Origin of the sequence: Bacillus rugosus (genome assembly GCF_023238245.1) — a bacterium.
GTDB classification, from domain to species: domain Bacteria; phylum Bacillota; class Bacilli; order Bacillales; family Bacillaceae; genus Bacillus; species Bacillus rugosus.
In genome coordinates this window covers 3,603,627-3,626,519 of record NZ_CP096590.1, presented here as the reverse complement: position 1 = coordinate 3,626,519, position 22,893 = coordinate 3,603,627, and the positions used below count along the sequence as shown (strand labels likewise).

The 22,893-nt window shown below is 43.3% G+C and carries 25 protein-coding genes and 1 pseudogene; 16 read left to right on the top strand and 10 right to left on the bottom strand.

The features are described 5' to 3' along the window. The first annotated feature begins 25 nt into the window (after window positions 1–25). From uglF to M0696_RS18340, 8 genes and pseudogenes are all read left to right on the top strand, one after another. On the top strand, window positions 26–1,348 hold the full coding sequence (gene uglF / locus M0696_RS18375; RefSeq protein WP_222142175.1) for a UDP-glucose 6-dehydrogenase UglF: 1,323 nt from the start codon (window positions 26–28) through the stop codon (window positions 1,346–1,348). 372 nt (window positions 1,349–1,720) lie between these two features. Beyond that, window positions 1,721–2,143 (top strand): YwqH-like family protein, encoded by a 423-nt coding sequence (locus M0696_RS18370; protein ID WP_166847464.1) that lies wholly within the window; start codon window positions 1,721–1,723, stop codon window positions 2,141–2,143. A gap of 9 nt (window positions 2,144–2,152) precedes the next feature. Further along, window positions 2,153–2,413, top strand: coding sequence for a YwqI/YxiC family protein (locus M0696_RS18365; RefSeq protein ID WP_166847467.1), 261 nt, complete (start codon window positions 2,153–2,155; stop codon window positions 2,411–2,413). Between the two features lie 18 nt (window positions 2,414–2,431). Further along, window positions 2,432–4,318, top strand: a complete 1,887-nt coding sequence (locus M0696_RS18360) for a ribonuclease YeeF family protein (protein WP_248602252.1) — start codon at window positions 2,432–2,434, stop codon at window positions 4,316–4,318. A 2-nt stretch (window positions 4,319–4,320) separates the two neighbouring features. Continuing rightward, window positions 4,321–4,785 (top strand): hypothetical protein, encoded by a 465-nt coding sequence (locus M0696_RS18355; protein WP_248602786.1) that lies wholly within the window; start codon window positions 4,321–4,323, stop codon window positions 4,783–4,785. A gap of 447 nt (window positions 4,786–5,232) precedes the next feature. Then, a complete protein-coding gene (locus tag M0696_RS18350; RefSeq protein ID WP_166847475.1) occupies window positions 5,233–5,460 on the top strand; it encodes a hypothetical protein in 228 nt (75 codons plus the stop codon). A 35-nt stretch (window positions 5,461–5,495) separates the two neighbouring features. Next, window positions 5,496–5,722 (top strand): annotated as a pseudogene (locus M0696_RS18345) (hypothetical protein); the annotation flags it as partial. Between the two features lie 66 nt (window positions 5,723–5,788). Next, window positions 5,789–6,505 (top strand): endonuclease V, encoded by a 717-nt coding sequence (locus M0696_RS18340; protein WP_222142174.1) that lies wholly within the window; start codon window positions 5,789–5,791, stop codon window positions 6,503–6,505. 31 nt (window positions 6,506–6,536) lie between these two features. On the opposite strand, the gene M0696_RS18335 is transcribed toward M0696_RS18340, so the two are convergent. Beyond that, complete coding sequence (locus tag M0696_RS18335; protein WP_222142173.1) at window positions 6,537–7,403, bottom strand: helix-turn-helix domain-containing protein; 867 nt, start codon at window positions 7,401–7,403, stop codon at window positions 6,537–6,539. A gap of 156 nt (window positions 7,404–7,559) precedes the next feature. On the opposite strand from M0696_RS18335, the gene M0696_RS18330 reads away from it, so the two are divergent. Beyond that, window positions 7,560–9,845, top strand: coding sequence for a glycoside hydrolase family 127 protein (locus M0696_RS18330; RefSeq protein WP_222142172.1), 2,286 nt, complete (start codon window positions 7,560–7,562; stop codon window positions 9,843–9,845). Window positions 9,846–9,903: 58 nt separating this feature from the next. Here the strand turns inward: M0696_RS18330 and M0696_RS18325 are convergent, their stop codons facing one another. After that, complete coding sequence (locus tag M0696_RS18325) at window positions 9,904–10,785, bottom strand: LysR family transcriptional regulator (RefSeq protein ID WP_222142171.1); 882 nt, start codon at window positions 10,783–10,785, stop codon at window positions 9,904–9,906. A gap of 122 nt (window positions 10,786–10,907) precedes the next feature. Between M0696_RS18325 and M0696_RS18320 the strand changes: the two genes are divergently transcribed. Together M0696_RS18320 and M0696_RS18315 are read left to right on the top strand one after the other, a co-directional pair. Further along, complete coding sequence (locus M0696_RS18320; RefSeq protein WP_166854578.1) at window positions 10,908–11,453, top strand: flavodoxin family protein; 546 nt, start codon at window positions 10,908–10,910, stop codon at window positions 11,451–11,453. Further along, the gene (locus M0696_RS18315) at window positions 11,450–11,671 is read left to right on the top strand and encodes a hypothetical protein (protein WP_166847490.1); all 222 of its coding nucleotides are present in this window, start codon (window positions 11,450–11,452) and stop codon (window positions 11,669–11,671) included. Before M0696_RS18320 ends, M0696_RS18315 begins: the two co-directional genes overlap by 4 nt. A 26-nt stretch (window positions 11,672–11,697) precedes the next feature. Here the strand turns inward: M0696_RS18315 and chrA are convergent, their stop codons facing one another. The 3 genes from chrA to chrS are packed head-to-tail and all read right to left on the bottom strand — an operon-like array spanning window position 11,698 to window position 13,314. Further along, a complete protein-coding gene (chrA, locus tag M0696_RS18310) occupies window positions 11,698–12,234 on the bottom strand; it encodes a chromate resistance efflux protein ChrA (RefSeq protein WP_166847513.1) in 537 nt (178 codons plus the stop codon). Continuing rightward, a complete protein-coding gene (gene chrB, locus M0696_RS18305) occupies window positions 12,231–12,824 on the bottom strand; it encodes a chromate efflux transporter subunit ChrB (RefSeq protein WP_222142170.1) in 594 nt (197 codons plus the stop codon). Before chrB ends, chrA begins: the two co-directional genes overlap by 4 nt. A 13-nt stretch (window positions 12,825–12,837) precedes the next feature. Beyond that, complete coding sequence (gene chrS, locus M0696_RS18300) at window positions 12,838–13,314, bottom strand: chromate efflux transcriptional regulator ChrS (protein ID WP_014115423.1); 477 nt, start codon at window positions 13,312–13,314, stop codon at window positions 12,838–12,840. Window positions 13,315–13,527: 213 nt separating this feature from the next. Here chrS and ggt point away from each other — a divergent pair, with 213 nt between their 5' ends. Then, window positions 13,528–15,105, top strand: a complete 1,578-nt coding sequence (ggt, locus tag M0696_RS18295; protein ID WP_222142169.1) for a gamma-glutamyltransferase — start codon at window positions 13,528–13,530, stop codon at window positions 15,103–15,105. 4 nt (window positions 15,106–15,109) lie between these two features. Here the strand turns inward: ggt and M0696_RS18290 are convergent, their stop codons facing one another. The 3 genes from M0696_RS18290 to M0696_RS18280 all read right to left on the bottom strand — a co-directional run bounded on the left by M0696_RS18290 (window position 15,110) and on the right by M0696_RS18280 (window position 17,020). Continuing rightward, window positions 15,110–15,454, bottom strand: coding sequence for a DUF4181 domain-containing protein (locus tag M0696_RS18290; RefSeq protein WP_166847523.1), 345 nt, complete (start codon window positions 15,452–15,454; stop codon window positions 15,110–15,112). Between the two features lie 172 nt (window positions 15,455–15,626). Next, window positions 15,627–16,244: a flavin reductase family protein gene (locus tag M0696_RS18285; RefSeq protein ID WP_166847526.1), complete on the bottom strand. Its 618-nt coding sequence runs from the start codon at window positions 16,242–16,244 to the stop codon at window positions 15,627–15,629. A gap of 170 nt (window positions 16,245–16,414) precedes the next feature. Next, a complete protein-coding gene (locus M0696_RS18280; RefSeq protein ID WP_248602251.1) occupies window positions 16,415–17,020 on the bottom strand; it encodes a CotG/ExsB N-terminal domain-containing protein in 606 nt (201 codons plus the stop codon). Between the two features lie 141 nt (window positions 17,021–17,161). On the opposite strand from M0696_RS18280, the gene cotH reads away from it, so the two are divergent. Then, window positions 17,162–18,253 (top strand): spore coat protein CotH, encoded by a 1,092-nt coding sequence (cotH, locus tag M0696_RS18275; protein ID WP_222142166.1) that lies wholly within the window; start codon window positions 17,162–17,164, stop codon window positions 18,251–18,253. 39 nt (window positions 18,254–18,292) lie between these two features. Here the strand turns inward: cotH and alsR are convergent, their stop codons facing one another. Next, window positions 18,293–19,180, bottom strand: a complete 888-nt coding sequence (alsR, locus tag M0696_RS18270) for an acetoin biosynthesis transcriptional regulator AlsR (protein WP_166847534.1) — start codon at window positions 19,178–19,180, stop codon at window positions 18,293–18,295. Window positions 19,181–19,339: 159 nt separating this feature from the next. Here alsR and alsS point away from each other — a divergent pair, with 159 nt between their 5' ends. From alsS to M0696_RS18255, 3 genes are all read left to right on the top strand, one after another. Beyond that, window positions 19,340–21,052, top strand: coding sequence for an acetolactate synthase AlsS (alsS, locus tag M0696_RS18265; protein WP_248602250.1), 1,713 nt, complete (start codon window positions 19,340–19,342; stop codon window positions 21,050–21,052). Window positions 21,053–21,113: 61 nt separating this feature from the next. Continuing rightward, entirely contained in the window at window positions 21,114–21,881 is a 768-nt protein-coding gene (gene budA / locus M0696_RS18260) for an acetolactate decarboxylase (protein WP_222142164.1), read from the top strand. A 98-nt stretch (window positions 21,882–21,979) separates the two neighbouring features. Next, the gene (locus M0696_RS18255; protein ID WP_166847542.1) at window positions 21,980–22,507 is read left to right on the top strand and encodes an NAD(P)H-dependent oxidoreductase; all 528 of its coding nucleotides are present in this window, start codon (window positions 21,980–21,982) and stop codon (window positions 22,505–22,507) included. 40 nt (window positions 22,508–22,547) lie between these two features. On the opposite strand, the gene M0696_RS18250 is transcribed toward M0696_RS18255, so the two are convergent. Then, window positions 22,548–22,844: a DUF3892 domain-containing protein gene (locus tag M0696_RS18250; RefSeq protein WP_166847545.1), complete on the bottom strand. Its 297-nt coding sequence runs from the start codon at window positions 22,842–22,844 to the stop codon at window positions 22,548–22,550. Between the last annotated feature and the right edge of the window lie 49 nt (window positions 22,845–22,893).

Here is a 22,893-nt window from a genome sequence, read left to right as displayed (position 1 = left end):
GCAAACTAACTGTTGGAGGGAAACAATGAATATAACAGTCATCGGAACAGGCTATGTCGGTCTTGTGACAGGTGTTTCTCTTTCTGAGATTGGACATCATGTAACCTGCATTGATATTGACGCTCACAAGATTGATGAAATGAGAAAAGGCATTTCCCCCATATTTGAACCGGGTCTTGAAGAGCTGATGAGAAAAAATACAGCTGATGGACGGCTGAACTTTGAAACGAGCTATGAGAACGGCTTGGCACAGGCAGACATTATTTTTATAGCGGTCGGCACACCGCAGAAAAGCGACGGGCACGCGAATCTGGAGCATATTACAGATGCGGCCAAACGCATCGCCAGGCATGTCAAACGGGATACCATCGTGGTAACGAAAAGCACGGTGCCCGTCGGAACAAATGATTTGATTGATGAACTGATCACTGAACATCTTGTGAAGCCTGTCAGCATTTCGGTCGCATCCAATCCGGAATTTTTACGTGAAGGGTCGGCGATCTATGATACGTTTCATGGCGACAGGATCGTGATCGGAACGGCGGATCATAAAACAGCCAAGACGCTTGAGGAGCTTTTCCGTCCGTTTCAAATTCCGATTTATCAAACGGATATCAGAAGCGCTGAGATGATCAAATATGCCTCAAATGCTTTTCTGGCCACTAAGATCAGTTTTATAAATGAAATTTCAAATATATGTGAAAAAGTCGGCGCCGATATTGAAGCAGTCGCGTACGGCATGGGACAGGATAAGCGGATCGGGAGCCAGTTTTTAAAAGCCGGCATAGGCTACGGGGGCTCTTGTTTTCCAAAGGACACAAACGCCCTTGTGCAAATTGCCGGCAATGTCGAGCATGATTTTGAACTGCTGAAATCAGTCATCAAAGTCAATAACAATCAGCAGGCGATGCTGGTTGATAAAGCGCTGAACAGGCTAGGCGGGGTGACGGGAAAAACGATTGCCCTTTTAGGACTGTCATTTAAGCCGAATACGGATGATATGAGGGAAGCGCCATCAATTGTCATTGCAGACCGTCTCGCTGCGCTCGACGCCCATATTACAGCCTACGATCCCATTGCCGCCGGCCATGCGAAGCATGTTCTCCCGCAAGCTGTTGAATATAAAGAGACGATTGAGGAAGCTGTCAAAGGGTCCGATGCCGTCATGATTTTAACCGACTGGGCCGATATTAAACAATTCCCGTTAGCGGCCTATCAGAACTTAATGGAAACGCCGCTCATCTTTGACGGCAGAAACTGCTACACATTGGATGAAGCTGCGGATGCAGGGGTGGAGTATTACTCTGTGGGACGGAAGGCGGTTGTTCCGTCCGGTGCAATTCAATAGTTGGAAAAGAGAAAACTGGCTGAGAGCCAGTTTTTTTCTATTCTACTAAGGTCTAAAGCGAAAAAAACAACAAAAACAGAATGTACTCTTACAACAAGAGACAGATCATCAATATCTGGCTCTTTCAAGTGTCTTTATAACTATGACTTTAGGTATTTCAAAATCATAAAATGCTTTCATAAGCTATATAACGAACAAAAACGAGATTATAGACCTACACATTGAGAGCGTTATACACCTAAATTAAGCCGTTTACCCTATTTAAGCCGCCTTCTGGCTATTTTAAAATATAATATATGGAAATAAAGTATGGAAAAGTCTATCTTCATCAGCCCCTCCATACGACTTTTTGAGTATTAAGAGGTGATTCAGATGGGTTATGAAAGTATGCTAGCGGATATCAAAAGTTCGCTCAATGGAAAAATTTCGGACGTAGAAGACAAGATCGAAAAGCTGAAAAAAGCAAAAAAGGACATAGACACATTGCAAGAAGAGGCAATTACTGAAATCAAAGAAATTGTGAAACCGGAATTGGGCAAGCACTGGACGGGAACAAAAGCGGATGATTTCGACAAGGGCAGAGAGAATGCACAATCGGAAGCATCCAAGATTGTGAATGATAAATATAACGGGTATATGGCTTCTATTAGTGGTGAAATTTTTAATCTAGAATTTAAAAAAGCCGCTTATGCAGGGGAATTGGTCATAGCAAATGGTGCAGCAGATCTCCTTAAAAAGGGAGAAGAGTTCGCGGAAGAAGTCGGAAATACAATTAGTAAACTAAAATGGTGGTGATCTTTTTTTATGTCAGAAATTAAGCTGAAGTACGACACAGTCATCAAAACATTGGATTCTGTCAAAGATGCGCTTGCTGACGTATCTATCGGCGCCGCGGGCTCCAATGGAAAAAATAGACTCGATTATACGAAAAAATATCATGAGCGTGAGGAGAACATCAAAACAATGCTCGGAGACTACAAAAAAGCGGTACAGAAAAATATTGAAGATACAAAGGATAATGTAGATTCACTCAAAGAACAGGACGAGGCGATAGCGGTAAAATAGAACAGAAAGGGCAGTGCGATGAATAAAGTATTTGAATCAAAATCTTTAATTGAAGAAGCGAAGAGCAGAAAAAAGCAATATGAGACGCTTGAAGAGCAGCTGAACACGCTGAAAAAAGCGTTTCAGGAAGTGGCGGATTTAGGCGATAATTTTAAAGGAAAAGGCGCGGACAATATTAAAGCTTTCTTTCAGGGACAGGCGGAAATCGTTGACAGCTGGCTGACGCTTGTCTCTGCTCAAATTGCGTTTTTAAATGGCATTTCAGGAGATATTAAAGATCAAGAACTGAATGATTCATATGTGGAAACTTCTTTTTTGGATCATGAGCTGCCCAATGGAGATTTGAAAGCCTCAGAAATTGTCTCCGCTCATAAAGAAGAAATCGATTCTATTTTGTCAGGCATCAGCGATATTATTAATCTCGACATGTACACACTTGACGACTATGCAGATAAGATGGGCGATGCCCAAAAAATCAGGCGTGATACGATCACAGCAGTCGATAAGCTCGATGAATCCTTGACCACTGAATATCAAAATTTGGAGTCTCTGGACAACGCAGTGCTCAGCAAATATTCTGTTCTCATGCAGGCCACCAGCAACGGAAAAAGCGCATCCCCTATGTACTATGACAAAAAAGCCTTCCACAGCAATGAAGTCTACAAAAGCGTCATTGAAGTAGAAAAACAGGGAACAACATATATCGATGCAAAAGCCCAGCAAGCAGAAGCAAGACGGCTTCAGGAAAAGGCTGAAGAAGAAGCAAATAAACCATGGTACGAGAAAACATGGGATGGAGTTTGCAACTTTACTGGAGAAGTCACTGGCTATTATGATTATAAAAGAGCAACCGAAGGCGTTGATCCGGTTACTGGAGAAAAACTCTCGGCAGCAGAACGTGTAACAGCGGGAGCTATGGCCGCAGCTGGCTTCATACCGGTCGTAGGCTGGGCAGGCCGTGCTTTCAAAGGTGGAAAAGCCATCTACAAAACCGGAAAAGCGGCTATCGCGGCCGAACACGCTTTAGACGCCTACAAAACAGGCAAATCCCTAGACATTCTCAAAATGTCAGAAATGGGCGCATACGGCCTTGTTGCGTCAAACGGATTCTCTGAAGCCGTGACAGGCAGAGATATGTTTGGAAACAAAGTGTCTGAGGAGAAGCGGAAATCGGGCGCGCTGGAAGCGGCATTGAGCTTGGTTGGAGCCGGTGCATTGGCGAAACATATTGATAAAGGCATCCCGCTCGCAACCCATTCAAAAGTCCAAAAAGCTAACAAGACACTAGAAAAAGTAAAACAATTCAAAGTCCCAACAAACGTCCGTGTATACGCAGAACGCCCAGTTACACCGGATGGTTTAACGTTCGGATTCCCAACAGTCCGTGTAGATGTGGAAAAGACGGCTGTTAAGGATCTTGGGATTGTGAAGATGGCGAGTAGTGGTAAAGGTATTAAGGGTACGGGTAAGTCATCTAATAAGAATCCATTACCGTCTTGGCTTAAAGAACGGTGGGAAGCAGGAAATAATTTTAATAAGGAAAATCGCCCTCGTTACCCTTATAATGAAGTAGAGTTAGAAGCAAAAGAAGCGGGTGGCAAAAAGTACGTAGTTGATTCATATTCTCCAAATAAGGAGATAGTTTCCAGGAAATATACTCAACTTAGTGACGTTCAAGAAAAGACAGCACTGAGTTACTTGAACGAGATTACTAAAAAATACTCTTCAGGGTCTAAAATATCAAATGGTCCTTTTAATCCAAAAGCTCTTAAAGGCGGACGACTGAAAGGTGAATTGATATTAGAAGTACCGGTTCAAAATAAAACTATTCCACAAAAAATTCTTGATGAAGCAACAAAAAATAGGATTATTATTAGGGATATAAATGGGAAGGTGTATAATTGACTATGAAAGTTTATTATTGTGATGAATGGTCGGACATCAAAAAACAACCTTGGAATATTCTTGATGATCGTACCGCATACTTGCATCATCAAAAACATGAACCATATACTGCGGTATTAACCGAAGATGAAAAACCTAAATATATTGTAAATGTAACAAATGAATGGGTTTCCGTGGGTTTTTATGATGACCTGGATCGTAAGTATCTGAATTATGATTTTGAAGTTATAAGTGACGGTAAAATTTTCTTAAGAACAGCGATGTATTGGGAATATGATGATACAACTGAGAATGAAGTAAGCAGTTTGATTTTAGGCTTTCGCGAAGATGGTCATATAGCAATGGAGAAGACAGATTTTAAGACCGGTTCAGTCGAAGAGCGTGAAACTAGCGACAGCCTAGAGAGAAATTGGGATATTTTTCCTGAATTTGGCGAATATACTCACTTGTGCAGAGAGGAAAGATAATGTGAGGCTGCTAAGGTTCTCATAGCGTTTTTGTGGAAGAATATCAGTTTTAACCCTCAAACTTAACTTCCCCTCGATTGGCACATGCCTTTCGAGGTTTTTTAAACTTTTAAATTGAAACTATTCTATAAAATAATTGGTATGATAAATATAGATGCAGGAGGCAGCCTTGCAAAAGTGAAGCTCGCACAGCTCCCAGCTCCATAATCTACATTTTTACCTGTCGGGCGTTGCACTCAAATAGTTGGTTGACCAAAGTTATCTAAAAACAGACTTTAAGAATAACTGCACTCTAGAGAGGTTCTCATGGCAAGAAAGCATATTAAATTAGATGTTCCAAAAAGCTAATATACATCCCCTAAGAATAACGCAAGGTTGGAAAGTGAATTATAATCATTTTGTTGAAGTAGATCCAAGAACATTGAGCCGAATGATGATGCTTGGTTTATGTTCACAGATAGTTTGTTGCAGCTTTATCATGAACAATCCTCAATAACGCTTGACTTAGGATGGAATCCTGACATTTCCCCTGAAGGTAACTATCTGGTTTTAATAGTTAAAAATAATGATTGGGAGGAGCCTATTAAAGAATTTTCATCAGACGACTATAAAAAAGTGATTTTATATATTGAATTTCATTTAAATCAAGTAACAACTACTTGGAAGCAGGTTTAATGATTCTTGATAAATGGATGGAATGGTTACTATTTATGGAACAGGGAATCAGATTTATTAATGAATATCCTGAAATCGGTGAACTGCCCCAACGTCTATTTATGAAAAGGGAATTAGACGAAAAGTACAAGAACAAATGCGCAGAGAAAATAAAAGTGCCTAAGAGTTTAATCAAATAAAAGGTTTGAAAAAAATTGAAGTTAGAGATTTAAACAATCCTTCAGGAGAAATTGATATCCATTTGCAAGATCTTTCTGGTGAAGTGGATTTGAGATGTAGCTGAGCAGATAAGTCTTTTTTAAGAAGTAAAGAGAGGATAACTAGTGACATGAAAATACATCAAATTCACGATTTTCATCTAAAAGATGAATCGGATTTTGTTCACACACAACAATCCCTTATACATAAAATCAACCTATCCCCCACCATCCATCCAGGCTCTATCAAAACCTGCGCAGGCGTCGACCTTGCCTATTGGGAGCAGGACGGCGAACCGTACGGGGTGTGCAGTATTATCGTGATTGACGCAGATACAAAAGAAGTTATTGAAAAAGTGCACAGCATGGGGAAAATCAGCGTACCGTATGTGTCTGGTTTCCTTGCGTTTCGCGAGTTGCCGCTGATCATCGAAGCGGCGAAAAAGCTGGAGAGGGAGCCGGATGTCTTCTTGTTTGATGGCAACGGGTATCTGCATTACAACCATATGGGCGTTGCCACTCATGCGGCTTTTTTTCTCGGTAAGCCGACAATTGGAATTGCGAAAACCTATCTCAAAATCAAAGGCTGTGATTTCGTGATGCCTGAAAATGAAGTTGGTGCATATACCGATATTATCATTGACGGCGAGGTATATGGACGTGCATTGCGGACGCGGCGGGACGTGAAGCCTATTTTCTTATCTTGCGGAAATCATATTGATTTAGAAAGCAGCTATCAGATCACGATGAGCCTGATCAATCAAGAAAGCAGGCTGCCGATCCCTGTCCGCTTGGCTGACCTTGATACACATGTTTTGCGAACGTTCTATCAGAAAAATCACGCGTAACACTTGCAGGCCAAGACCTGCAAGTGTTTTTTTATTGATTCCTGTATATTTCGCTTATATATACAGACGGGGACACTCCGGTGACCCGTTTGAACACTCTGCTGAAGTAATAAGGATTAGAAAAGCCTAATGTACTGCTGACTTCGGTTACGTTTAAGTTACTTGTTTTGAATAGATCGATTGCCTGTGCAATCAGCAGTTCATTTTTATAAGCCGTTATGCTTTTCCCTGTTTGCTTTTTGAAAAGGGAGGAAAGGTAGGCGTAATTCATTTCTAACGCGTTTTCTAAATCTCTGCTGACCAGCTTTGCATGCTTGTTGCGGTGCAGAAATTCAATGATTCGGCTGATGATTCTTGAAGAGCGTGTGCCGTCCTGACTGTCTATAGCATTGCTATACAGGTCAATGAAGAATTGGTAGGTGAGAGAACACGCTTGGAGCGCTCTGAAAGCACTTGGTGATTCAAAGGCATGAATAATGCTGCTTAGCTGTTTTTCTGTGTACTCACGATGAGAGACAGAACCGCTTTTCGGAAAGGTTAATTGCGATGAATAGATGCTGTTGAGAAGGATCGGTGAATTGTGAAATGGAGAAAACTCTTCCTCCTGATACAGGGAAGGTTCGGCATAAAAATGAATGTAGTACCATTCGGTGTGGGGTGCATAAAAATCGCCTCCCCAATGCGGTGTATTGTTCTTAAGAAAAAGATATCCCCCCGCCTGAATGCGATACTCGTTTTCGTTCTCAAATACATGGATCGCGCCTTGTTTTACGTAAAAAAATACACTGATTCCATCCATCGTCCTGTCGGGGTGCCGTAAAGTCCCTTCAATGTCCTTCATATGTCCGGCCTCGCGGATTTTAGGCAAATGATTGGCTTGGAGTTTTACTTCATACATGGCTTCACCATCTTTCTCTTGTCTTATCTCCAGTGTAACGGCTCAATCTAAAAAAAGGATATGTTTTTGATAAATATTGAATTCACATCTCTTATGATCATTTGGATAATGAAAGCATCACCATGAATTGATGAAACTTGATAGGGGGAGATCAAGATGGAAAATGTAACATTATTAAAGGGCTTGTTTTATGATTCTCAGATGAAAGGGAAGGAATATTTGCTTTTTTTGGATGTAGACCGTCTTTTGGCGCCTTGTTATGAGGCTGTATCACAGACGCCTAAAAAACCACGCTACGGCGGGTGGGAGGCAAAGGAAATTGCCGGGCATTCGATCGGTCATTGGCTATCTGCCGCATCAGCCATGTACCAGGCTTCCGGAGATGAAGAACTGAAAAGGAAAGCAGAGTACGCAGTGAATGAGCTGAGTCATATCCAGCAATTTGATGAAGAGGGATATGTAAGCGGTTTCTCTAGAGCGTGTTTTGATGAGGTGTTCAGCGGTGATTTTCGAGTAGACCACTTTAGTCTGGGAGGTTCTTGGGTGCCGTGGTACAGCATTCATAAACTGTTTGCGGGTTTAATAGATATGTATCGGCTAACCGGCAATCAGACGGCTTTACGTGTCGTCGTCAAGCTGGCTGATTGGGCAAAAAAGGGATTGGACCGTCTGACGGACGAGCAATTTCAGCGTATGCTGATATGTGAACATGGGGGAATGAATGAAGCGATGGCGGATCTTTATATGCTGACGAAAAACAGAGCATACCTTGAACTTGCAGAACGTTTCTGCCATCGTGCCATTCTTCAGCCTCTGGCAGAGGGGAAGGATGAGCTTGAAGGAAAGCATGCCAATACCCAAATTCCAAAGGTGATCGGGGCAGCCAAGCTGTACGATATTACGGGTAATGAAGCATATAGAAATGCCGCGCTCTTCTTCTGGGAACAGGTTGTATATCAGCGTTCCTACGCAATTGGCGGCAACAGTATCGGAGAGCATTTCGGAGCGGAAGGCAGCGAGGAGTTAGGGGTGACGACCGCAGAAACGTGCAATACGTATAACATGCTGAAATTGACCGGGCATTTGTTCCGGTGGTTTCACGAAGCGAGATTTATGGATTACTATGAGAATGCCCTTTATAATCACATTCTTGCATCCCAAGATCCTGATTCGGGCATGAAAACCTATTTTGTTTCTACACTGCCGGGGCATTTTAAGGTGTATTGTTCACCGGAAGATTCTTTTTGGTGCTGTACAGGCACCGGGATGGAAAACCCCGCGCGCTATACGCAGCATATTTATCATATAGATCGAGGCGATCTGTATGTGAATTTATTTATTCCTTCACAATTAAACGTCCGCGAAAAACAACTGATCATCACACAGGAAACCTCTTTTCCGGCAGCGGAAAAAACCAGGCTGGTTGTCAAAAAAGCTGGCGGTGTGCCTATGACGCTCCATATTCGTATTCCTTATTGGATGAATGGCGGCCTCAAAGCTGTGGTCAATGGGAAACGACTTCATTCGGTTAAGAAAAATGGGTACCTTGCTATTCACAAACATTGGAACACTGGAGATTGCATTGAGATTGATCTTCCGATGAAACTCCACATTTATCAAGCGAAGGACGATCCTAAAAAAAGCGTCCTGATGTATGGGCCGGTCGTATTGGCTGGAGCACTCGGGAGAGAGGACTTCCCTGAAACAGATATACTTGCTGATCATCTCGCCCTTAATAACCATCCGTTAATTGATGTCCCTGTGTTGGTTGCAGATCAGGTTCAGTTGGATCATTGGGTGACGCGGGTAGATGAAACATCACTCGTATTTCAAACGAAACCGATTGGCCAGCCGGGGAATAAAGAAATCATATTAGTGCCGTTCTACAATTTGCATCATCAGCGATACTCCGTGTACTGGTACGTGATGACCGAAAAAGAATATCTTGATTTTACAGATGAAGAAAAAGAAAAGCAGGAAATCATCAGGCGCATAACAGTTGATGCCGTTCAGCCGAATGAACAGCAGCAGGAGATAGAACATCACATGAAAAAAGAAAACTCTTACTCCGGTTACGCGAGTATCGTTCACAGAGGCTGGCGGGACAGCAGAGGAGATGGCTTTTTCAGTTATGAGATGAAAACAGAGCCGAGTCAACCCATGTATTTGCTGGTCACTTATTTTGGTAGTGATGATACCTTTCAATCAGAGGAACAAACATACGAAAGACATTTTGAGATCATGATTGATGATCAACTACTGGCCAGACAGCAGCTAAAAGCTAATCACCCAGGAAGGCTTTTTGATGTATGTTATGACATCCCTGTTGCGTATACGAAAGGAAAAGAGAGGGTGACCGTCACGTTCAAATCCAGCGAGGGAACAGCAGCCGGCGGAGTGTTTGGGGTAAGGATGATAAATGAAAAAATGGTTTTACATTGAATGTATAGCGATATGAATTGCTCGTTCAAAAACTTGCGGCCCATGGGCCGCAAGTTTTTTATTTGAATGTTCTCCTCGTCAAATCAATAAAAGCCTTTAATGGGGCAGACATCCATTTGTCCTTATGCCATGCTAATTGAGTAAAAACGGGGCATTCGTTCTGCCAATTGAGTTCTTTCATCCGTCCTGCTGCAATATCATCTTGTACTGTCATTTCAGGCAAGATTCCAATACCAAGTCCGGCCATCACGCATTGTTTGATGGCTTCTATGCTGACAAATTCTAATTTGTTAGGGTAGACACCGGCGTCATGTAAAGTGTTCTCAAAGAGCGTGCGGTACGAGCAGCCGTCTTCTGTCAGCAGAAGGGTTTCGTTTTGAAGGCCCTTCAATGTTACTGGTAAATCTGCAGGAAAGGGATGGTCGTTAGCAGCCACCATTTTGATCTCATCCTGAATTAAAGATTCCACGTGCAATGCGTCGTCCGGCCGATTTACATCCAAGATGAAGGTGATATCAAGCTGGCCCTGTAAGAGCTGTTCTTTCGCTTGCTCGTTTGAAATATACGGTTTGAATATGAGCTTTACTTGGGGAAAAGCCTGTTTAAATTCTTTTATGATAGGCGGAAGGCGATAGGTGCACTGGCTTTCCGTCGCCCCGATTTTTAAGGTTCCTGTTGTTTCTCTAACTTGATTTGCGGCCATTTTTGCCTCTTCTGTTAAAGTAATAATCTTCTCGGCATAGGATTTGAATGTTTTGCCGGCTTCTGTCAGGATGAGCCGCTTGCCGAGCCGTTCAAATAAAGGAGTCCCGATTTCTTCTTCAAGTGATTTGATCTGGGAGGTAACGCTTGATTGTGCATAATTAAGCATCTTGGCAGTAAGGGTGAAGTTTACATGTTCTGCCGCCGTAATAAAGGTGATCAGCTGCTTCAATTCCACCTGTTCTCTTCCTTTCTAAATCGGTTTTATCGATTGAATTAATCGAAATAATCATCTGTATTGATTGATGAATCCATTATATGATGAAGAAAATCTTTCGTAAACAAAGGAGCAGATGCATGATGAAAATTGTGGTTATTAATGGCGGAACACGGTCTGGCGGAAATACGGATATTCTTGTGGAGAAAACTGTACAAGGATTCGATGCCGAACATATTCATTTGCGGAAATATCAGATCCAGCCAATTGAAGATATGCGTCACGCTCAAGGGGGCTTCAGTCCTGTTCATGATGATTACGATTCTATCATTGAGCGGATATTGCCCTGCGATATTCTCATATTCGCTACTCCAATTTATTGGTTCGGCATGTCAGCGACGTTAAAGCTATTTATTGATCGCTGGTCACAAACGTTGAGAGATCCCCGATTTCCTGATTTTCAACAGCAAATGTCAGCGAAGCAGGCATATGTGACGGCAGTGGGCGGAGACAATCCAAAAATAAAGGGGCTGCCGCTAATTCAGCAATTTGAACATATTTTTGATTTTATGGAGCTGCCCTTTAAAGGCTATGTGCTGGGAGAAGGCAATCGTCCCGGCGATATTCTTCGTGATCATCAGGCGCTCTCCGCTGCGAGCCGCTTACTGAAAAGAAGCGATGCGATATGAAGTTTTTGCTGTCGGTCATTGCTGGCATGCTGGTTCTTGCATTTTTTCTATTTTGGAAGGTGAAGCCTTCTGATTGGATACAGGTTGAAACGAATTCGCCTCAGGTTCAGAAATCTGTGAGAATGGCAGGAACTACGCTGCAAATCAAGCGCATCATCAAGGATGATGAAGGCAAAGAAACAGCCGTTATATCCAACGGCATTTTGGGACCAAAATAAAAAAGCACCTGTTCAGGTGCTTTTTTCTACAAATGAGGAATCACAAGGCCGCCATACAAAAACGCCGCGATAATCAGAAATGCCGGATGCATCTTAAATTTAGTCATGGCAAGGAGAGAAATCCCCGCAATCACTATAGATTGGATCCATCCGATCGCTTTGATGCCGTCTGCGCCGATTTGCCAGGTAAGAATGAGCATCATGACAGCGATGACAGGCTGAACGGACAGCGTCATGCCTTTGATGACGGGTGATTGGCGGAAGCGCTGAATGATGCGCAGCAGGACGATCAATGCAAGCGCCGATGGGATGACAGTTGCGATCAGCGCAATCAGGAAGCCGGGCCACCCGCCTGCGCTGTAGCCGACATACGCGGCGATTTTGGTTGCGATCGGGCCCGGCAATGCGTTCGCAAGTGCGAGCATGTTTGAGAATTGGTCGTTTGAGAGCCAGCTGTATCTATTTACGACTTCTTCAAACATCAGCGGGATAGACGCAGGTCCGCCGCCATATCCGAGTAGGTTTGCGATAAAAAACGCCATAAATAAATAGATCGATATCATGAGGCCGACATTCCTTTATCTTTTGAATGTTTATTTGTGATTTTGTCTTTCAGTTTAAAATGAAACGCGCCGTACGCTAAGAAAATGATAATGACAAGGCCGGGATTGATCTGTAACGTTTGCAGTCCGATAAAAGCGATCATAAAAAACAGGATGCCGGTGACCCAGCCGAAACCTTTAAGCGCCTTTTGGCCAAATTCGTACGCCATAATGCCAAGCATTACCGCAATCACTGGCGTTACGGCACCAATCATGCCGGCAACAATTGCTGAATGGCTTAAGACATTTACAGCCGCAAACAAGCCCACCATAGCAAGACATGTAGGCAGAATATGAGCGAGAGTCGCTACAATTGCGCCTAACGTGCCTTTTAGCTTGAACCCAAGATAAGCAGCCATTTTTGTGGCAATCGGTCCGGGAAGTGCATTAGCGATCGCTAATATCTCTCCGAATTCATCATCATCAATCCATTTATATTTATTGACCGCTTCATGGCGGATCAGCGGAATCACGGAAGGTCCGCCGCCGAATCCTAATATGCCAGTGCGCACCATAGCGGCCGTCATATCCCGATAAGGATGGTTTTTCATTCGTTTCTCTCCTTTACAGCTTCATTCCCATACGGCTTTTGTATCGTTTGATCAGCATCTGGCAATCAACACTGACGACGCCTCGCAGCGGATACAGCCGTTTTGTTAAAAACTCTTCCATTTCTTGATCGTTGGCAAAGATCCCATGCATATGCAGCTTGCTCGGGCCTGTCATGTGATAAAGGCTGGTGACCGCAGGCTCCTCCTCAAGCTTGAGAGCGACCTCCTCTAAAAATTGCGGCTCTACTTCAACATTGAAAAACACGGATACATGGATGCCGATTTTAGCGGGATTGATGACAGCAGTAAACTTTTCGATAACACCTGCTTCAATGAGCTGATTGATCCGTGCCTGGACGGCAACCCGTGATAAATCGACTCTCTTGCCAAGGTCCGTATAAGAAATTCTTCCTTCTTCATGCAAAATGGTGAGAATTTGTTTGTCGATCTCATCAAGTACAAGGTTGGGGATTTGGTATTCATTGCTCATTTGCTCCACCTGCTTTCGTAAGCCTTTTAGATGTTATTTTATCACATAAGTTTCGTTTCGAACGAGAAAATTTTAATTTATTTTCATAATGAATATAAAAATGGTTTTATGTTTACGAAAAGAATAAAGTTCGTCAGCTTTTCTGCCGGATCAGTAGATGTGAAAAATCAGGCTCTCTATACTGAAGAAAATCTCTTTCAAAGGGGACTTGTGATGAACAGATCTATTATCGGTACAAAACAAATGGTCGTCAGTCCGCATTACCTCGCATCTCAAGCCGGAAACCGAATACTGAACAAGGGAGGAAACGCGTTTGACGCAGCCGTGGCTGTTAGTGCTTGTCTGGCAGTTGTGTATCCGCATATGACGGGGCTTGGCGGGGATTCCTTTTGGCTGACCTTTCACCAGGAAAGAAAGGCGGTAAGAGTCTACAATGGCAGCGGCCGTTCAGGACAAAATGTAACGAGAGATGTATATAAGGGAAAAAGCGCGATTCCGCTGCGGGGAATCGACAGTGCCATTACCGTGCCGGGGATGGTTGATAGCTGGGATGCAGTACTGAAGGAGTATGGACGTATGTCTCTTAGGGACGTGTTGGAGCCCGCACGCGACTATGCCCAAAATGGTTTCCCAGTATCGGCTGATCAGTGCCGTCACACAGAAACGAATCTTGAACTGCTGGCCTCCACACCTTACACGGCCGATATCTTCACGAGAGGCGGCAAAGCGCCTGTCCCGGGAGAGCGGTTTGTGCAAAAAGAGCTTGCAGACAGTTTGAACATGATCGCTGAAAAAGGAAGAAGCGTATTCTATGAAGGAGATATCGCTCATCGGATTGTCTCGTATTTACAGCATAATGGCAGCTATATGACACACGATGATTTTAAAGCGCACCGGGGCGAGTGGGCGGAGCCTGTCTCAAGTGATTACCGAGGGTACAGTGTATATCAGGCACCGCCAAATTCTCAGGGATTTACAGGTTTATTAACACTGAATATTCTGGAAAACTATGATTTCACCCAAATCGAACACGGTTCATTTGAGTATTATCATGTGCTTGTGGAGGCGTTGAAAAAGAGTTTCCTAGATCGGAATGCCGTCCTGACTGATCCGGAGTTTGCGGACATCCCGCTTGAAAGGCTTTTAGACAAAAGCTATGCGAAACGATTGGCGGAAGAAATCGGCTATCTGGCAGAACCGGTAGAAAGCAGGCCGGTGGGAAGTGATACGGCATATGCGGCCGTCATCGATGCGGATGGCAACGCAGTATCTTTCATTCAAAGCCTGTACTTTGAATTTGGCTCGGCTGTCACTGCTGGTGATACAGGCATATTACTGCAAAACCGGGGGTCATTTTTCTCATTGGATAAAAATCATGTCAATTCGCTTGAGCCGAGAAAACGCAGCTTTCATACGCTTATGCCAGCTATGGCCTGCAAAGGCGGAAAACCGAAAATCCTGTACGGCACACAAGGCGGCGAAGGCCAGCCTCAGACCCAGACGGCCATCATTACCCGAATGTTGGACTACGGAATGCATCCTCAGCAGGCAATCAGCGAACCGCGCTGGGTGTGGGGAAGGACATGGGGAGAGGAATATGAAGGCCTCAGAGTCGAGGGCAGAATCTCAGAGGAAACAATTGAAAAGCTAAAAGACAGCGGACATCTCGTTGAGGTTGTCGGTGACTATGATCCGCTGATGGGACACGCAGCAGCAATTAAAGTGGATGAGGAAGGCTTTCTTCATGGCGGAGCCGACCCGCGGGGGGATGGGGCGGCTGTTGGAATTTGAGATATTAGAAGAAAATACAAATATAAATAAAAATGACTAGAGAAAGAACAGTGCTAAATAAGTAGTGTACATATTGTTTTTCTTCACGCTCATATTTCCATTCCATAAATGTGCGTAAACCATTCATCAGGTATAGAAAGAAAAAAAGCATAATCTCTGGAGGAAAGCGTAAAACAGAAAAACCTAATAAAATAAGCAAGGCGATTTCCAGCAATCCTTGAGTGCTATTTACAGGTTTATACCACCAAGGCGGTTTAGGGATGCCTAGTTTTTTTCGAGCATAAATATAAAAAGCAGTATTGATAAAAGCTGCGGCCAGTATCACAATCAAAAAATGAGTGCCTGTCAAATAAATCCCTCCTAACCTACTTGTATATACGGCGGAAATAGGGAAAATGTTTCATAAAAAAACACCCGGATTTTTCTCCGGGTGTTTTTTTAACTGTATGTTTCTTCGTGCTTTTTTGTGATTGATTTTAAGTCTTTTCGACTAGTTTCTTCTATTTAAATAGTCCTTCTGTTCAGCTGGGACGAATTAGCGTAAATTCTTCACCGAGTTTCGCGTAGTGGTTTCCCGCCAATCTTGAGGCAGGTTTTAATTCATCTGTTAAAACATACCCTTTTTCTGCATCATACACCTTTTCATCGAGGTGGAAGCAGACAACTCTTCCAATGAGCAGATCTGCTGTTGTGACGCCTTGATCATTGTCGAACGTCATATGCCGCTCTAATGTGCATTCAAAGCGAATGCGGGCTTCCTTAATGCCGGGAACTGAAACAGCTTTGCTTTCGACGGTATGAAGCGAGGTGCATGTGAGCTCGCTTTCGTCCGGCCCTAAGCTTGCCGCCGTTTCATTGATGTCTTCAATGATGGCTTCATCACTGACATGAACGACAAATTCTCCGTTCTCCATTGCGTTTCGGGCTGTATCTTTTTGGCGTCCTCCCGCCCTGTTAACAGAAATACTGAGAAGCGGAGGATCTGAGCTGACAACGTTATAAAAACTGAAAGGCGCGGCATTTACCGCTCCGCTTGAAGAAAGGGTGGTTACAAATGCAATAGGGCGGGGAATGACAGCACCCGACAATAGCTTGTATGTGTCTTTGGCACTAAGCTGATCCGCTTGAAATATGTACATAGCAACAACCGCCTTTTTCGTTAGGATACCTTAATTATAACGAAATGGTTTCAAGGAAACCAAATGATGCGGGTTGCATATGTTATGTCATGACATATAACTAATATAGGGAAATTGAAAAATAGGCTCCGTACGTTTGCCGGCAGCCTATGGATTGATGAAATTTAAGTTTATTTGTATTTCTTTTTGACTACCCAGCAATTGCCGTCTTTCCAGAATTCTTTTTTGCTGTGATAATCATCCTCTTTTTTGTAGTGATGATGGTGATGCGGTTTTTTGTAGTGTTTTTTATGAGACTTTTTCTTATGGGAACAATAAGATTTTTTGTGTGTGCGATATGACTTCTTATAGCTGCGAGATTTTTTCTTGTGAGAACAGTATGATTTTTTGTAGCTGCGAGATTTTTTCTTGTGAGAACAGTAGGACTTTTTGTAGCTGCGAGATTTTTTCTTGTGAGAACAGTAGGACTTTTTGTAGCTGCGAGATTTTTTGTGAGAGCAGTATGATTTTTTGTAGCTGCGAGATTTCTTGTGAGAGCAATATGATTTTTTGTGGCTGCGAGATTTCTTGTGAGAACAGTACGATTTTTTGTGGCTGCGAGATTTTTTGTGAGAGCAGTATGATTTTTTGTAGCTACGAGATTTTTTGTGAGAGCGATGCGATTTTTTATGGCTGCGTTTTTTTCCATGAGGCTCTTGGTATAAATAGTCTTTTAAACCTTCTTTTTTTGCGGATTTCACCGCTTCTTTGATGTCAGAATGGGAATAGTGGCCCAATTCGAAATCCTCCTTTTAAAAATGATTTTAAGGATGAAGATCCTTATTACCCTCATAGTACGCGCGGTTTTAAAAAGTGTATAAGTGTTCCGCTGAGATCTCACAAAAATAAAAGCATAAAATTTGTAAGGGGGATTATGGATGAAGACTCAATCCAATTTGCCGCTTTATCAGCTGTTTGTTCATCCAAAAGATTTGCGTGAATTAAAGAAGGATATATGGGACGATGATCCGGTGCCGGCTGTGATGAAGGTGAATCAAAAAAGGCTGGATATTGATATCGCTTACCGGGGATCACATATTAGAGACTTCAAAAAGAAGTCATACCATATTGCTTTTTATCAGCCGAAAACATTCCGCGGCGCACGAGAGATTCATTTAAATGCGGAGTATAAAGATCCTTCCATGATGAGAAACAAATTGTCGCTGGATTTTTTCTCCGAGCTTGGGACGCTGTCTCCAAAAGCAGAGTTTGTGTTCTTAAAGGTAAATGGGAAGAATGAAGGAGTTTATCTTGAACTTGAATCCGTTGATGAATATTATTTAGCGAAAAGGAAGCTGGCGGACGGGGCGGTTTTTTACGCGGTTGATGATGATGCTAATTTCTCTCTGATGAGCGATTTGGAAAGGGAAACGAAGACATCGCTTGAGCTTGGATATGAAAAGAAGACAGGGACTGAGGAAGACGATTTTTATTTGCAGGATATGATTTTTAAAATTAATACTGTCCCTAAAGCCCAGTTTAAATCAGAAGTGACAAAGCATGTAGATGTCGATAAGTATTTGCGCTGGCTCGCCGGTATTGTATTCACCTCAAACTATGACGGGTTTGTCCACAACTACTCGTTGTACAGAAGCAGTGAAACCGGATTATTTGAGGTGATTCCTTGGGATTATGATGCAACCTGGGGCAGGGATATCCATGGAGAGCGGATGGCTGCCGATTATGTAAGAATTCAAGGATTTAATACACTAACCGCCCGGATTTTGGATGAACCCGATTTCCGCAAGTCCTACAAGCAACTGTTAGAAAAAACGCTCCAAACTCTTTTTACAATAGAATATATGAAACCGAAAATAATGGCGATATATGAACAGATTAGGCCGTTTGTCCTGATGGACCCATATAAAAAGAACGATATTGAGCGTTTTGACCGTGAGCCGGATGTGATTTGCGCGTATATTATAAAAAGAGCTGATTACCTCAAAAGTGAGCTTGATCTTTTATCATGACGATAAACGGGCGGATTCCGGAGAACGGAGCGCCTTTTTTTATTTCCGTTCATTTAATGATTTGGATATCTCCACAAATTGCCTCAGTACGGGGTTTTGGCTGTCTTTTCGATATGCGATGATCCATTCTGCTTTGAGCTGAAAATGATCAACGCTGCGATATGTGACATCAAGGTTAAACAGCCGTCTGGCCGAGGAAGGGACAATTGTAATGCCGATACCCGCTGTCACCAGTCCGATCACCATTTGATATTCTGTCGCTTCTTGAACGATATTCGGCACAAAACCTGAGTCTTCACAGAGCTGTATAAAGTCGGTATATAGCGTAGGCCACGCTTCTTTGGAAAGGGTAATGATCGGTTCGTTTTCCAAATCTGTAATGTCGATTGATTCCTTTAATGCAAGCGGATGCTGCTTCGGCAATGCGAGGATACATGGACTGCTTTGGGTTGTCTCAATTTGCAGCTCCGGATGCTCTAACGGCGGATGGAGAATGCCGATATCGATATTTCCCTTGAGCAATTCTTCCTGCTGTCGGTAAGAAGCGATTTCTTTCAGTTCTATTTTCACAGAGGGGAATTTTTTACGGTATTCCCGGATGATTGGCGGCAGAAATTCATATGTGGCTGATCCGACAAAACCAATAACGAGATGCCCGTGTTCGCCGCGAGCTGTCCGCTGGGCAAGTTCAATTCCTTGACCAATTTGCATCAAAGCTGAGCGGCAGTGATTTAAAAAGATTTCGCCAGCCGCGGTAAGCTCGACAAATCGTTTTGTCCTCTTCAGAAGCGTCACCCCGACTTCTTCTTCCAGCTGTTTGATCTGCTGGCTAAGAGGAGGCTGTGTCATGTTCAGCCGCCGGGCAGCTTTTCCGAAATGAAGCTCTTCGGCTACTGCGATAAAGTATTGAAGATGGCGAAGCTCCATTCAATATGCATTCCTTTCCATAGGTTAATAATTCGTAATACATATTAATCATAAGGCGAATCGATATTGGAGGTCAATTTCCAAAGAGTGTATAGTGAAACGTATCACAAGAAATATTTAAAATTTTATGTTTAAAATGCATAATAAGGAGTGAGGGTGTTGACAAAAGCAACAAAAGAACAAAAATCCCTTGTGAAAAGCAGAGGGGCGGAGCTTGTTGTTGATTGCTTAACGGAGCAAGGTGTCACACATGTATTTGGCATTCCAGGTGCAAAAATTGATGCGGTATTTGACGCTTTACAAGATAAAGGGCCTGAAATTATCGTTGCCCGGCATGAACAAAATGCAGCATTTATGGCGCAAGCAGTCGGCCGTTTAACTGGAAAACCGGGAGTCGTGTTAGTCACATCAGGACCAGGCGCTTCTAACTTGGCAACAGGACTGCTGACAGCAAACACTGAAGGCGACCCTGTCGTTGCGCTAGCTGGGAACGTGATCCGTGCAGATCGTTTAAAACGGACACATCAATCTTTGGATAATGCGGCGCTATTCCAGCCGATTACAAAATACAGTGTAGAAGTTCAAGATGTAAAAAATATACCGGAAGCTGTTACAAATGCGTTTAGGATAGCGTCAGCAGGGCAGGCTGGGGCCGCTTTTGTGAGCTTTCCACAAGATGTTGTGAATGAAGTCACAAACACAAAAAACGTACGTGCTGTCGCAGCGCCAAAACTTGGCCCTGCAGCAGATGACGCAATCAGTGCGGCCATTGCAAAAATCCAAACAGCGAAACTTCCTGTCGTTCTAGTCGGCATGAAGGGCGGAAGACCGGAAGCGATTAAAGCGGTTCGGAAGCTATTGAAAAAGGTTCAGCTTCCATTCGTTGAAACATATCAAGCTGCCGGTACTCTTACGAGAGATTTAGAGGATCAGTATTTTGGCCGGATCGGTTTATTCCGCAACCAGCCTGGCGATCTGCTGCTTGAGCAGGCTGATGTTGTGCTGACAATCGGCTATGACCCAATTGAATATGATCCGAAATTCTGGAATGTCAATGGAGACCGGACGATCATTCATTTAGATGAGATTCTGGCTGACATTGATCATGCTTACCAGCCGGATCTTGAATTGATCGGTGATATTCCATCTACAATCAATCATATCGAACACGATGCGGTGAAAGTAGACTTTGCTGAACGTGAGCAGAAGATCCTTTCTGATTTAAAACAATATATGCATGAGGGTGAGCAGGTGCCTGAAGATTGGAAATCAGACAGAGTACATCCTCTTGAAATTGTAAAAGAATTGCGAAATGCAGTCGATGATCATGTTACAGTGACTTGCGATATCGGTTCACACGCGATTTGGATGTCACGTTATTTCCGCAGCTACGAGCCGTTAACATTAATGATCAGTAATGGTATGCAAACACTCGGCGTTGCGCTTCCTTGGGCAATCGGCGCTTCATTGGTGAAACCGGGAGAAAAAGTGGTATCAGTCTCCGGTGATGGCGGTTTCTTATTCTCAGCAATGGAATTAGAGACAGCAGTTCGCTTAAAAGCACCAATTGTACACATTGTATGGAACGACAGCACATATGACATGGTTGCATTCCAGCAATTGAAAAAATACAATCGGACATCTGCGGTCGATTTCGGAAATATCGATATCGTGAAATATGCGGAAAGCTTCGGAGCAACCGGTTTGCGCGTAGAATCACCAGACCAGCTGGCAGATGTTCTTCGTCAAGGTATGAACGCTGAGGGTCCTGTCATCATTGATGTCCCGGTTGACTACAGTGATAACATTAATTTAGCAAGTGACAAGCTTCCGAAAGAATTCGGGGAACTCATGAAAACGAAAGCTCTCTAGCACTCTGCGCATCACGACACTGTTTGATGAACAGCACTACACAAAAGGAGTGAAGGGAATTATGAAACGCGAAAGCAACATGCAAGTGCTCAGCCGCGGCCAAAAAGATCAGCCTGTGAGCCAGATTTATCAAGTATCAACAATGACTTCTCTTTTGGATGGAGTATATGACGGGGATTTTGAACTGTCAGAGATTCCGAAATACGGAGACTTCGGTATCGGAACCTTTAACAAGCTTGACGGAGAGCTGATTGGGTTTGACGGCGAATTTTACCGTCTCCGTTCAGACGGAACTGCGACACCAGTCCAAAATGGTGACCGTTCTCCGTTCTGTTCATTTACGTTCTTTACACCGGACATGACGCACAAAATTGATGCGAAAATGACACGCGAAGAGTTTGAAAATGAGATCAACAGCATTCTGCCGAGCAAAAACTTATTTTACGCTATCCGCATTGACGGATTGTTTAAAAAAGTGCAGACAAGAACGGTAGAACTGCAAGAAAAGCCTTACGTGCCGATGGTCGAAGCGGTCAAAACGCAGCCGATTTTCAACTTTGACAATGTGAGAGGAACGATCGTAGGTTTCCTGACACCGGCTTATGCAAACGGAATTGCTGTTTCCGGCTATCATCTGCACTTCATTGACGAAGGACGCAATTCAGGCGGACACGTTTTTGACTATGTGCTTGAGGATTGCACGGTTACGATTTCTCAAAAAATGAACATGAATCTCAGACTTCCGAATACAGCGGATTTCTTTAATGCGAATCTGGATAACCCTGATTTTGCCAAAGATATCGAAACAACTGAAGGAAGCCCTGAATAAAGAACAAAAGAAAGCCCTTTTGTGCAGGGCTTTCTTTTTATTTGGCTCTTTTCCTGATTTTAGATAAAATAACGTCAAAAGGGTAAAGGTGTGGTCTGATGAAAATATTGGTTTTGGCAGTTCATCCTCATATGGAAACCTCTGTTGTGAATAAGACATGGACAGAGGAATTGAGTCAACATGACAATATCACAGTACGGGATCTTTATAAGGAATACCCGGATGAAGCGATAGATGTTGCGAAGGAGCAGCAGCTGTGCGAGCAATACGATAGAATTGTCTTCCAATTTCCGTTCTATTGGTACAGCTCTCCGCCGCTCTTAAAAAAATGGCAGGATCTTGTGCTGACTTACGGCTGGGCCTTTGGTTCAAAAGGAAACGCCTTGCATGGCAAGGAGCTGATGCTGGCTGTATCAACAGGGAGTGAAGCGGAAAAATATCAAGCGGGCGGAGCAAATCATTACTCGATCAGTGAGCTTTTGAAACCATTTCAGGCCACGAGTAATCTGATCGGCATGAAATACCTGCCACCATATGTGTTCTATGGCGTGAATTATGCAACAGCAGAGGATATTTCTCTCAGTGCAAAACGGTTAGCCGAATACATCCAGAAGCCTTTCGCTTAAAAGAAAGCCCTGTCCGTCATGCGGCAGGGCTTTTTTATGATTAAAAATCCGGCAGCTCGGACAGGTTGTTTTCCTTTATGCCGTCCGGTTCACTTCGCAAAATGTCACGCCCGTATTTATGGAAGACATCAACATGAGCGAGCTTTCCTGCTTTTGCTTCTGACAGCGCAGTGGGATAGTCGAGCTCTCTTCCTGTGTTCGTTTTCACGGCGATAATATTGTCTTCCTCATTTCTTCTGACTGCAATAATTTCTTCTTTTCCAGATGGAACATCTTCCTGACCGACAGTTGTTTGCCGGGCTTTATACGATTCATATGCTGCTTCGAATTGATCCATATTTACACCTCCATTTTTTAACGTGAGCAAAAATGTCGATGATCATGTA

Bases quoted from the DNA above. Each gene is read 5' to 3' on its own strand.
- uglF (WP_222142175.1), top strand. From the start codon at position 26: ATGAATATAACAGTCATCGGAACAGGCTATGTCGGTCTTGTGACAGGT.
- M0696_RS18370 (WP_166847464.1), top strand. From the start codon at position 1,721: ATGGGTTATGAAAGTATGCTAGCGGATATCAAAAGTTCGCTCAATGGA.
- M0696_RS18365 (WP_166847467.1), top strand. From the start codon at position 2,153: ATGTCAGAAATTAAGCTGAAGTACGACACAGTCATCAAAACATTGGAT.
- M0696_RS18360 (WP_248602252.1), top strand. From the start codon at position 2,432: ATGAATAAAGTATTTGAATCAAAATCTTTAATTGAAGAAGCGAAGAGC.
- M0696_RS18355 (WP_248602786.1), top strand. From the start codon at position 4,321: ATGAAAGTTTATTATTGTGATGAATGGTCGGACATCAAAAAACAACCT.
- M0696_RS18350 (WP_166847475.1), top strand. From the start codon at position 5,233: ATGTTCACAGATAGTTTGTTGCAGCTTTATCATGAACAATCCTCAATA.
- M0696_RS18340 (WP_222142174.1), top strand. From the start codon at position 5,789: ATGAAAATACATCAAATTCACGATTTTCATCTAAAAGATGAATCGGAT.
- M0696_RS18335 (WP_222142173.1), bottom strand. From the start codon at position 7,403: ATGTATGAAGTAAAACTCCAAGCCAATCATTTGCCTAAAATCCGCGAG.
- M0696_RS18330 (WP_222142172.1), top strand. From the start codon at position 7,560: ATGGAAAATGTAACATTATTAAAGGGCTTGTTTTATGATTCTCAGATG.
- M0696_RS18320 (WP_166854578.1), top strand. From the start codon at position 10,908: ATGAAAATTGTGGTTATTAATGGCGGAACACGGTCTGGCGGAAATACG.
- M0696_RS18315 (WP_166847490.1), top strand. From the start codon at position 11,450: ATGAAGTTTTTGCTGTCGGTCATTGCTGGCATGCTGGTTCTTGCATTT.
- chrA (WP_166847513.1), bottom strand. From the start codon at position 12,234: ATGATATCGATCTATTTATTTATGGCGTTTTTTATCGCAAACCTACTC.
- chrB (WP_222142170.1), bottom strand. From the start codon at position 12,824: ATGAAAAACCATCCTTATCGGGATATGACGGCCGCTATGGTGCGCACT.
- chrS (WP_014115423.1), bottom strand. From the start codon at position 13,314: ATGAGCAATGAATACCAAATCCCCAACCTTGTACTTGATGAGATCGAC.
- ggt (WP_222142169.1), top strand. From the start codon at position 13,528: ATGAACAGATCTATTATCGGTACAAAACAAATGGTCGTCAGTCCGCAT.
- M0696_RS18285 (WP_166847526.1), bottom strand. From the start codon at position 16,244: ATGTACATATTTCAAGCGGATCAGCTTAGTGCCAAAGACACATACAAG.
- cotH (WP_222142166.1), top strand. From the start codon at position 17,162: ATGAAGACTCAATCCAATTTGCCGCTTTATCAGCTGTTTGTTCATCCA.
- alsR (WP_166847534.1), bottom strand. From the start codon at position 19,180: ATGGAGCTTCGCCATCTTCAATACTTTATCGCAGTAGCCGAAGAGCTT.
- budA (WP_222142164.1), top strand. From the start codon at position 21,114: ATGAAACGCGAAAGCAACATGCAAGTGCTCAGCCGCGGCCAAAAAGAT.
- M0696_RS18255 (WP_166847542.1), top strand. From the start codon at position 21,980: ATGAAAATATTGGTTTTGGCAGTTCATCCTCATATGGAAACCTCTGTT.
- M0696_RS18250 (WP_166847545.1), bottom strand. From the start codon at position 22,844: ATGGATCAATTCGAAGCAGCATATGAATCGTATAAAGCCCGGCAAACA.